Source organism: Pseudomonadota bacterium, from assembly GCA_010028905.1.
In the GTDB taxonomy this organism is placed as follows: domain Bacteria; phylum Vulcanimicrobiota; class Xenobia; order RGZZ01; family RGZZ01; genus RGZZ01.
In genome coordinates this window covers 1-8,819 of sequence record RGZZ01000193.1, presented here as the reverse complement: position 1 = coordinate 8,819, position 8,819 = coordinate 1, and the positions used below count along the sequence as shown (strand labels likewise).

Here is an 8,819-nt window from a genome sequence, read left to right as displayed (position 1 = left end):
GCCAGGCCGACCAGCAGCGCGTGCGCAAGATCCGGGACGTCTACCTGCTCGACATCTTCGTGCGGGAGCAGCCTCAGCCGTTCCGGGTCGACGGGAGCACGGTGAACTATCGCTCCTTTCTCGGCAGCCAGGTCTCGCACTCGAGCAGCCTGAACTTCCGGCGCTTCATGACGCGGCTGGTGCAGCGCAGCGCTGATGCCTGTCTCGACACTTCCACGGTTGCCTTCCTGAACAAGCAGCGCGAGCGCATCCGCAGATGTGGCGCGGTGTATGACTTCGAGCTCGACAATGCCATGAATCGCGAGCGCCTCCACACCCTGTCGAAGATGAGCGACCTTCGCGCTGAGCTCGAGCAGCGCGGTGTCTTTGCCGAAGAGGTCGCGCACGAGACCGAGGAGACCGAATGAACGAGCCCCACGTCATCGACATCGATCATGTCGCGCACCTGGCGCGCATCGATCTCACCCCGGCCGAGCGCGAGCGCTTCGCCCCGCAGCTCGCGGCCATCATCGGCTACGTCGATCAGCTGAGCACCCTCGACACGTCGTCCATCGAAGCCACGTTCCAGGTGCTTCCGCTGTCGAACGTGATGCGGGAAGACCGACCGGCCGAAGGGCTGTCGAACGCCGACGCCCTCGCCAACGCGCCGCGCTCAGACGACGGCTGCTTCCGCGTTCCGCGGATCCTGTAGACGGAGGAGTCGAACGGGTGTCCATCATCGATACCACCATGACCGAGCTTCTCGCCCTGCTCGACAGCGGCGTCACCAGCGTTGAGATCACCCAGGCGTATCTCGACCGCATCGCGGCCGTCGACGGCGAGCTCAAGGGCTATCTCGAGGTCAATGCGGCCGCCCTCGAAGAGGCATCACGGGCTGACGCGCGCCGTCGCTCCGGTCAGCGCGGACCGCTGCTCGGCATTCCCATCGCGGTGAAGGACATCATCTGCGTTCGCGGCATGCGGAACACCTGTGGCTCGCGCATGCTCGAGCACTACCGGCCCCCGTTCGACGCCACCGTCATCTCCCGTCTCCGCTCCGCCGGCGCGGTGGTCATCGGCAAGACCAACCTCGACGAGTTCGCCATGGGCTCGTCGACAGAGAACAGCGCGTTCGGAGCGAGCCGCAACCCCTGGGACCCGTCCCGCGTGCCTGGCGGATCGAGCGGGGGCTCGGCGGTTGTGGTGGCCGCGGGTACTGCACCGGCCTCGCTGGGCACCGACACCGGCGGTTCGATCCGGCAGCCCGCCGCGCTGTGCGGGGTCACCGGCCTGAAGCCCACCTACGGTCGCGTGTCGCGCTACGGCGTCGTCGCCTATGCGTCGAGCCTCGACCAGGTCGGCCCCATGGCCCGCACGGCGGAGGACTGCGCCCGCCTGCTGGGTGTGCTCGCGGGGGTCGACCCCGCAGACAGCACCACCCAGCCAGTTGATGTCCCGGACTATCTCGCGGCGCTGGAGAGCGGATGCAAGGGGCTTCGCATCGGGGTGCCGGTGCAGTTCCTGGAAGGTCTCGACGCCTCTCTGCGGGCGCGCCTCGACGAGGCGATCAAGCTGCTCGGGCAGCTGGGCGCCACGGTTGTCGAGGTGTCGCTGCCCCACCTCTCACATGCCCTGCCGGCGTACTACATCATTGCGCCGGCCGAGGCCTCGAGCAACCTCGCCCGCTACGATGGCGCCCGCTACGGCCTGCGCACCGACGCCCCCGACGTGCAGGCGATGTTCCGCGCAACCCGTCACGACGGCTTCGGGCCAGAGGTGAAGCGCCGCATCCTCGTGGGCACCTATGCGCTCTCGGCAGGGTACTACGACGCCTACTACCTGCGGGCGCAGCAGGTGCGAACGCTCATCCGCAAGGACTTCGAGAACGCGTTCGCAACGGTCGACGCCCTCGTCGGCCCGGCCACGCCGCAGGTCGCCTTCCCCCTGGGGGAGAAGGCCGACGACCCGCTTCAGATGTACCTCTCCGACATCTACACCATCGCGGTGAACCTCGCCGGGCTACCTGGTCTCGTGGTGCCGGGAGGCTTCGATGCCGGCCTTCCTGTCGGGCTGCAGCTGATCGGGCCTCCGTTCGAGGAGGGACGCCTTCTCGCCATCGGTCATGCGTTCCAGCAGGTCACCGACTTCCATCGGCAGCGGCCGATGGTTGCGACGGCTTGATCGGCAGCCTCTTCGTCGCGCTCGTCACCAGTCTTGTCTGGCTGTCTGCCGCGCACGTCTCCGCGGGGCGTCGGTCACCGCCTCCCAGACGCCTCGTGCTGGCGCTCGCGCTCGGGGGCGTGGCGGCTCTCGGGGTCACCGCGCTCACGCCGCTGGTCAGCCGGCTCACCTTGCCCATCGATCTTGCCGTCTCTCCGGATTCCGCCTGGGGCGGGCGGGTTCTCTACTTCTCGCTCTACGTAGGGCTCGTCGAGGAATCGGCGCTGCTCATCGCGGCGGTACTGGCGTCGACAGGAGACGAGTGGCAGAGCTGCGCGGTGAGGGGCTGCATGTACGCCGGCGCAACCGCGCTGGGGTTCGCGGCGGTCGAGAACGGGCGCTATGCCGACGCCCACGGGATGTCGCTGCTGCTGGTGCGGGCCGTCACCACCAGCCTCGCCCACGGCCTGCTGACCACCCCTTGGGGTGCCGCGCTGGGAGGCGTTTGCGGAAGCGATCGCTCGACGCTCGAGAAGGGTGCGCTCATCGGGGGGGCGCTCGTCGTGTCTGCCGTGCTGCACGGTCTGACAGACGCGTTGCTCTATGGCGAGCAGGTCCCGGTCGCGGTCGCCCTTCTCACCGGCGTTGCCCTGGTTGTGGGCGGGCTGCTGCGCCGCGCGTGACTGGAGGAAGGAACCGCGCGGGTCTGGAAAGTGCTGACGGCGCCCAGGGCGATCTGCCCACACCGAGGCGAGATGGAGGGGAACATCGTGACCACCGCCTATGAGACGGTGATCGGGCTCGAGGTGCACGTCGAGCTGCTCACCGAGACGAAGCTGTTCTGTGGATGCCCCAATCGCTTCGGTGGGGCGCCGAACACGCACGTCTGTCCCGTCTGCCTGGGGCTGCCCGGTACGCTTCCGGTCGTGAACCGCGCTGCCGTCGAGCAGCTCCTGCGCGCGGCGCTGGCCGTGGGGTGCGAGGTCCCGGCGCGCTCGAAGTTCGACCGCAAGAACTACTTCTATCCCGACATGCCGAAGAACTACCAGATCTCGCAGTACGATCAGCCGCTGGCCTCGCGCGGCGCGCTCGAGGTCGTGGCGGAGGGCGCTTCGGCGCCAACGACGGTCGGCATCACGCGAATCCACCTCGAGGAGGATACGGGGAAGTCAACCCACGGAGGCGGCAGCGGTCGCATCGAGTCGTCTGAGTACACCCTCGAAGACTACAACCGCGCCGGCGTTCCCCTGGCCGAGATTGTGAGCGAGCCCGACATGCGCTCCGCGCAGGAAGCGGTGGCCTACCTCGAGCGCCTGCGCGAGATTCTGCGCTGGGTTGGGGTCAGCGACTGCAAGATGGAAGAGGGCAGCCTCCGGTGCGACGCCAACGTGTCGGTGCGTCCGCGGGGCAGCCAGACCCTGGGCACCAAGACCGAGATCAAGAACATGAACTCGTTCCGCTCGGTTCTGCGCGCCATCGAGTACGAGTCGGCCCGCCAGGTGGCGGCGCTCGAGCGTGGAGAGCGCATCACGCAGGAGACCCGCGCCTGGGATGAGGAGAACGGCCTCACCCACCCGCTTCGCAGCAAGGAGGAGGCGCACGACTACCGCTACTTCCCGGAGCCGGACATCCCGCCGATGCAGGTCGATTCGGCCTGGCTGGACGCCCTCCGCGAGGGGCTCCCCGAGCTGCCGCAGGCGCGGCGGGAGCGCTACGCCGAGCAGCACGGCCTGTCGGCCTACGACGCGGCGGGGCTCACACGAAGCCGCGCCCTGGGCGATTTCTTCGAGCAGATGCTGGCGGTCGGCAGCCCCCCGAAGGAAGCGGCCAACTGGCTCATGGGAGACGTGAGCCGGCTGCTCAACGCGAATGCGCAGCAGATCGAGGAGTCGCGCCTCACGCCTGGCGCGCTCCACGAGATGATCGCCCTCATCGAGCAGGGCACCATCAGCAAGAAGCTGGCCAAGGACGTTCTCGAGGAGATGTTCGGGACCGGCGCCAGTCCCGCCGACATCGTGAAGGCGCGCGGCCTGCAGCAGATCGGTTCTGCCGACGACCTGCGCCCCATCGTCGAGAAGGTGCTCGACGAGCAGGCCTCCACCGTGGCCGACTACCTCGGGGGGCGCGACAAGGCGTTCGGCTTCCTCGTGGGGCAGGTCATGGCCGCCACCCGAGGCAAGGCCTCACCGCAGGTGGCCAATGCCCTGCTGCGCCAGGTGCTCGAAGAGAAGCGCGCCGCGGCGCAGAGCGGAGGGTGATGCCGATGTATGCGACCCCTCGCGCACTCGAGTGCGTCCCGTTCGACGAAGCGCAGGAGCGCTGGTACGGCGAGCTTGAGTTTCGCAGCCTGCTCAATCCGCGGGCGACAGAGGACATCGATACGGTTGACTCGGTGGGCCGCGTGACGGCAGAGCCTGTGGTGGCGCGTCGCTCATCGCCGCACTTCTACATGGCGGCGGTCGACGGCCTGGCTGTGAAGTCGACGCTGACGTTCGGGGCCACGCCCGAGACACCCGTGTCGGTGCGGCTGGGGCACGACGGGAACTTCGTCGACAGCGGGTCTCCGATGCCGGAGGGCACCGATACCGTGGTGCCTCTCAACGAGGTGCAGTTCATCGACGTGGAGCAGGTGGGCGTGCCAGCGCCGTCAGTTCCCTGGCGCAACGTCAGCCCCGTGGGGGAGGACGTTCACATGTCTGAGGTCATCGTGCCGCGCCATCATCGCATCCGCGCCCTTCATCTCGGGGCCATGCTGCGGGGCGGCGTACCTCGGGTCTCGGTGCGACGACGTCCTCGCGTCACCCTGGTCGCACTCGGACGAAGCCTGGTGCCTGCGGGGACAGAGCCTGATGTGGGCCAGCGGGTCGAGGCGCTCACCCCGATCCTGGCCCATCTCCTTCGCGAGGCGGGGGCCGATCCGCAGATCCTGCCCTTCGCCGGAGAGAGCGTCGAGGAGCTTCACGCCCGGGTCGCTCCGGCAATCGCGTCCACCGACCTGCTGGTGGTGGTGAGCGGTCGGTCGCACGGTACCGCTGTTCCCGCGTCGTGGCTGGCCGATCATGGCGCGCTGCTGCTCTACGGCGCCAACATCAAGCCCGGGCAGTCGGTGACCCTCGGCGTCGTGGGAGACGTTCCCGTGGTGGCGCTCCCCGGAAACGCCGTGTCGTCGTACATCACCTTCGATCTCTTTGTGCGCCCTCTCGTGACCCGCCAGCTCGGCTCCCTCGAAGACGGGCGCATCACCCTCTCGGCGGTTCTGGGTCAGTCGGTGGTGTCACCCGCCGGCACCGACGAGTTCCTGAGGGTCTATCTCGCCGATGTCGGGGGACGGCGCGTGGCCGTGCCCACCTCACGGGGCGCAGACATCGTCACCTCGCTGGTGCGGGCCAACGGGATCCTTCACGTGCCGGCCGAGACCGAGTCGATGGGCGATGGCCAGCGCGTCGAGATCGGGCTCATCGACCCTACCGCGCGCTTCGACACCAACCTTCTCGTCATGGGCACCTATGACGTGGCGTTCGATCTGCTGCGCAACGAGATGGCGCGTCGCTTCCCGGAGGTCGCCCTGCAGACGGCCAACGTGGGAAGCCGAGCCGGTCTGCGCGCGCTGCGCAACGGTTACTGCCATGCGGCGGGCCTTCACCTCTTCGACCCGGAGAGCGGGGGCTACAACGAGACGTTCGTCCGAGCGCTGTCAGACGAGCTCCCCCTCGTGCTGGTGAACTTCTTCCGACGTCAGATGGGCTTCGTGGTGGCCAGGGGCAACCCCAAGCGCATCACGGCGCTCGCCGATCTCACCCGGCCGGACGTCACCTTCGTGAACCGTCAGCACGGGTCCGGAACCCGGGTTCTCATCGACTATCACGTGCGCAAGGCGGGGCTCGACGCAACGTGCGTCAAGGGCTACCAGACAGAGACGTACACGCACATGTCCACGGCGGCCGCGGTGGCCAGCGGCGCGGCTGATGCCGGCATCGGCATCGCCACCGTCGCGCGAGCGCTCGAACTCGACTTCGTGCCGCTCTTCGTCGAGCACCTTGATCTGGCGATTCCCCGGCGCTTCCTGCAGAGCTACGTGGTGCAGTCGATGCTGCAGGTTCTTCGGGCCCGCGACTTCCGACAAGAGCTCGAGGCCTCGATGCACTACGACACCGAGCTCACGGGGCGAACGGTCTATGGGGGAGACGGGGCATGACGCTCTCGCATCTCGACGCTGCGGGGCGGGCGCGCATGGTGGACGTCGGCGGTAAGCCAGAGACCGCGCGTGAGGCGGTGGCCGAGGCGATCGTGCGCATGCGCCCGGAAACCCTGGCACTCGTGTGCGGCGGGCAGATGCCCAAGGGCGACGTGCTCGCCTGCGCGCGCATCGCCGGGATCATGGCGGCGAAGGAGACGAGCCGACTCATTCCGCTGTGCCACCCGCTTCCGCTGTCCGAGGTCGTCATCGATATCGCACCCCACGACGCCGACGCCCTGCGCGTGCAGGCCCGCGTGGGCACCGTGGGACGGACGGGCGTCGAGATGGAGGCGCTCACCGCCGTCACGGTGGCGAGCCTCTCGATCTACGACATGTGCAAGGCCGTCGATCGCGGCATGCGCATCGAGTCGGTGTGCCTGCTCGAGAAGCGAGGCGGGCGGTCCGGTGAGTGGAGGGTGGCCAGCGGTGACGTTGCTCCTGAAGCGCACGTTGACGCAGCGCAGTGATGTGATTATGATGTACGCGTCGAACCGGGATGGCGCGACAGCGAGCCGTCCGTCAGCGGAACAGCCGACGGCGGATCTGCACGATTGCGGTAGGAAGGGTGGTGACGTCAGCTCATGACGATGAGAGTGCCGAAGGAGCGCAAGGAGGTTGTGATATACACGCGCAACCACAAGATCGAGGGGGAGATGTACCTCCTGGTCGACTCGCGCATCTCCGACGAGCTGAACATTCGCGTGCGCGAGTTCATCCCCGTGACGAATGCACGCATCTTCACGCTCAGCGGCGACAGCCTCTTGTACCAGACCGACTTCGTGACGGTGAACAAGCAGGCCATCGACATGGTGCTGTCTCTCCCCATCGGAGGCGGCTACAGCGACTGATGTCGTGCAAGCTCCTCTGCGCGCTTCCCCTGCGCGCCCCCTCGGGGCTTTGAGGCCCCGTCGATGAATCCCATTCAGGAGGTCGGTACAGATGCCTCTCTATGACTACAGATGCTCGGCCTGCGGCGTCGTTCGCGAGCACCGCCAGAGCATATCCGAGGAACCGCTCAGCGCATGCCCCGAGTGCGGCGGTGAGTACAAGCGCATCATCACCAGCGTGGGTATCATCTTCAAAGGCAGCGGCTTCCACATCAACGACTATCGTGGGTCAGGCTCGTCATCGAGTACGAGCTCGGAGGGGGAAGCCAAGAACGATCCGGCCCCTTCGTCTGAGGGGACCTCTGAGTCGAAGGGAGAGAAGCCGAGCGACAGCGGGTCGTCCTCGTCCGAGGGCGCGCAAGGCAAGCAAGTGGCGTGACGAAAGAACTACCCATCGGCCTCATCCTGTCCATCGTGAACCAGATCGGCACCGACGGGGTGCGGGTCGAGGTCTCACAGGGTGAAGATGGTGGCCTCGGCCTGGCGCTCGAGGTCGCCGAGGTTGCCCTTCGCAGCGGAACCACCGATGCGATTCTCGTAGACGACATCCGCGTTGGCGTCTCGGGGCTCAGCCCCGCCGATCTCACGGCTCCCGGGCCGCACCTGCTCGAGAAGGTCGCCATCACCGTGAATCACTTCGCGGTGCGCATCTCTCGTGACTGGATCAACGGGGTCATCGAGCGGGGGCCCTTCCTTCGTGGAACGCCCATCAATGAGGTGGTGCTCTCCTTCAACGAGAAGAACCCGCACCAGCTGGTGATTCGCGGCAACGCGAAGGGGTTGCCGTTCGAGACCACCCTGCTCATCGGCATCAAGGAAGGGCTGGTGGTCGTCTCGGTCGACGACGTTCGCGTCCTGGGCTTCCTCCCCGTGCCCGCGTGGCTGCGCAACACAGTCACCAACATGGTGAACGTCGCCGACAAGGTCAACCGTCCGGGTGTGACCTTCAGCAACGGGGTCACCACGGTCGACCCCCTCAAGCTGGTGCCGCTGCCGCTCAAGATGAAGCTGCGCCGCTTCGAGACCAGCGGTCGGTTCATCGTGGTTGAAGGCGGCGACGTTTGAGCGAGACGCGATGCGGGTACGCGCTCCATCTATCGAAAGACGTCGAGAGGTGTGCGGGTGGGTGGCCATGATTCAGGAAGAGCAGGAGACCATCGAGCTCACGGTCCCCGCGCAATCGGCGTACCTTCGCACGGTTCGCCTGGTTATCGCGGGGGTGGGCAGCACCGCTGATCTCAATGTGGAGGAGATCGACGACCTCAAGACGGCGGTGGGCGAGGCCTACAACATGTTGCACCCGTCAGAGGTCCACGAAATCAATGTGCGCGCCGTCTTGGAGCGCAGGCGTGTCGTGGTCGAGATCTCGCAGGGGGCAGGGGGAGCGCAGACCCCTTTCCTGCCCGGCGGCGGGCCCCTCGACAGAGGCTTTGGGATTCCCTTGATGAAACATCTGGTGGATGAGGTGGAGTACTGCGCAGATGCCGACCAGACCCGGATACGTCTCGTCAAGAATCGTCGCTAGCGTGCTGCTGGCCGGTTGGATCTCGTGCGCG

At 67.1% G+C, this 8,819-nt stretch carries 11 protein-coding genes; all 11 read left to right on the top strand.

Annotation, left to right across the window (positions count from 1 at the left end):
• On the top strand, window positions 1-407 hold a 407-nt coding region (locus tag EB084_13690; protein NDD29310.1), incomplete at its 5' end, for a hypothetical protein.
• Window positions 404-691, top strand: coding sequence for an Asp-tRNA(Asn)/Glu-tRNA(Gln) amidotransferase subunit GatC (gene gatC / locus EB084_13685; protein NDD29309.1), 288 nt, complete (start codon window positions 404-406; stop codon window positions 689-691). The genes EB084_13690 and gatC, both read left to right, overlap by 4 nt.
• Before the next feature lie 38 nt (window positions 692-729).
• On the top strand, window positions 730-2,160 hold the full coding sequence (gene gatA, locus EB084_13680) for an Asp-tRNA(Asn)/Glu-tRNA(Gln) amidotransferase subunit GatA (protein NDD29308.1): 1,431 nt from the start codon (window positions 730-732) through the stop codon (window positions 2,158-2,160).
• The gene (locus tag EB084_13675; protein ID NDD29307.1) at window positions 2,157-2,822 is read left to right on the top strand and encodes a PrsW family intramembrane metalloprotease; all 666 of its coding nucleotides are present in this window, start codon (window positions 2,157-2,159) and stop codon (window positions 2,820-2,822) included. The genes gatA and EB084_13675 overlap by 4 nt, the downstream gene beginning before the upstream one ends.
• An 87-nt stretch (window positions 2,823-2,909) precedes the next feature.
• On the top strand, window positions 2,910-4,397 hold the full coding sequence (gatB, locus tag EB084_13670) for an Asp-tRNA(Asn)/Glu-tRNA(Gln) amidotransferase subunit GatB (protein NDD29306.1): 1,488 nt from the start codon (window positions 2,910-2,912) through the stop codon (window positions 4,395-4,397).
• The gene (locus EB084_13665) at window positions 4,397-6,334 is read left to right on the top strand and encodes a molybdopterin biosynthesis protein (GenBank protein NDD29305.1); all 1,938 of its coding nucleotides are present in this window, start codon (window positions 4,397-4,399) and stop codon (window positions 6,332-6,334) included. Before gatB ends, EB084_13665 begins: the two co-directional genes overlap by 1 nt.
• Entirely contained in the window at window positions 6,331-6,843 is a 513-nt protein-coding gene (moaC, locus tag EB084_13660) for a cyclic pyranopterin monophosphate synthase MoaC (GenBank protein NDD29304.1), read from the top strand. Before EB084_13665 ends, moaC begins: the two co-directional genes overlap by 4 nt.
• A 114-nt stretch (window positions 6,844-6,957) precedes the next feature.
• On the top strand, window positions 6,958-7,224 hold the full coding sequence (locus tag EB084_13655) for a hypothetical protein (GenBank protein ID NDD29303.1): 267 nt from the start codon (window positions 6,958-6,960) through the stop codon (window positions 7,222-7,224).
• 91 nt (window positions 7,225-7,315) lie between these two features.
• Entirely contained in the window at window positions 7,316-7,642 is a 327-nt protein-coding gene (locus EB084_13650) for an FmdB family transcriptional regulator (GenBank protein ID NDD29302.1), read from the top strand.
• Window positions 7,639-8,328 (top strand): hypothetical protein, encoded by a 690-nt coding sequence (locus EB084_13645; protein NDD29301.1) that lies wholly within the window; start codon window positions 7,639-7,641, stop codon window positions 8,326-8,328. Before EB084_13650 ends, EB084_13645 begins: the two co-directional genes overlap by 4 nt.
• A 10-nt stretch (window positions 8,329-8,338) precedes the next feature.
• Window positions 8,339-8,788: an ATP-binding protein gene (locus EB084_13640; protein ID NDD29300.1), complete on the top strand. Its 450-nt coding sequence runs from the start codon at window positions 8,339-8,341 to the stop codon at window positions 8,786-8,788.
• Window positions 8,789-8,819 lie beyond the last annotated feature (31 nt).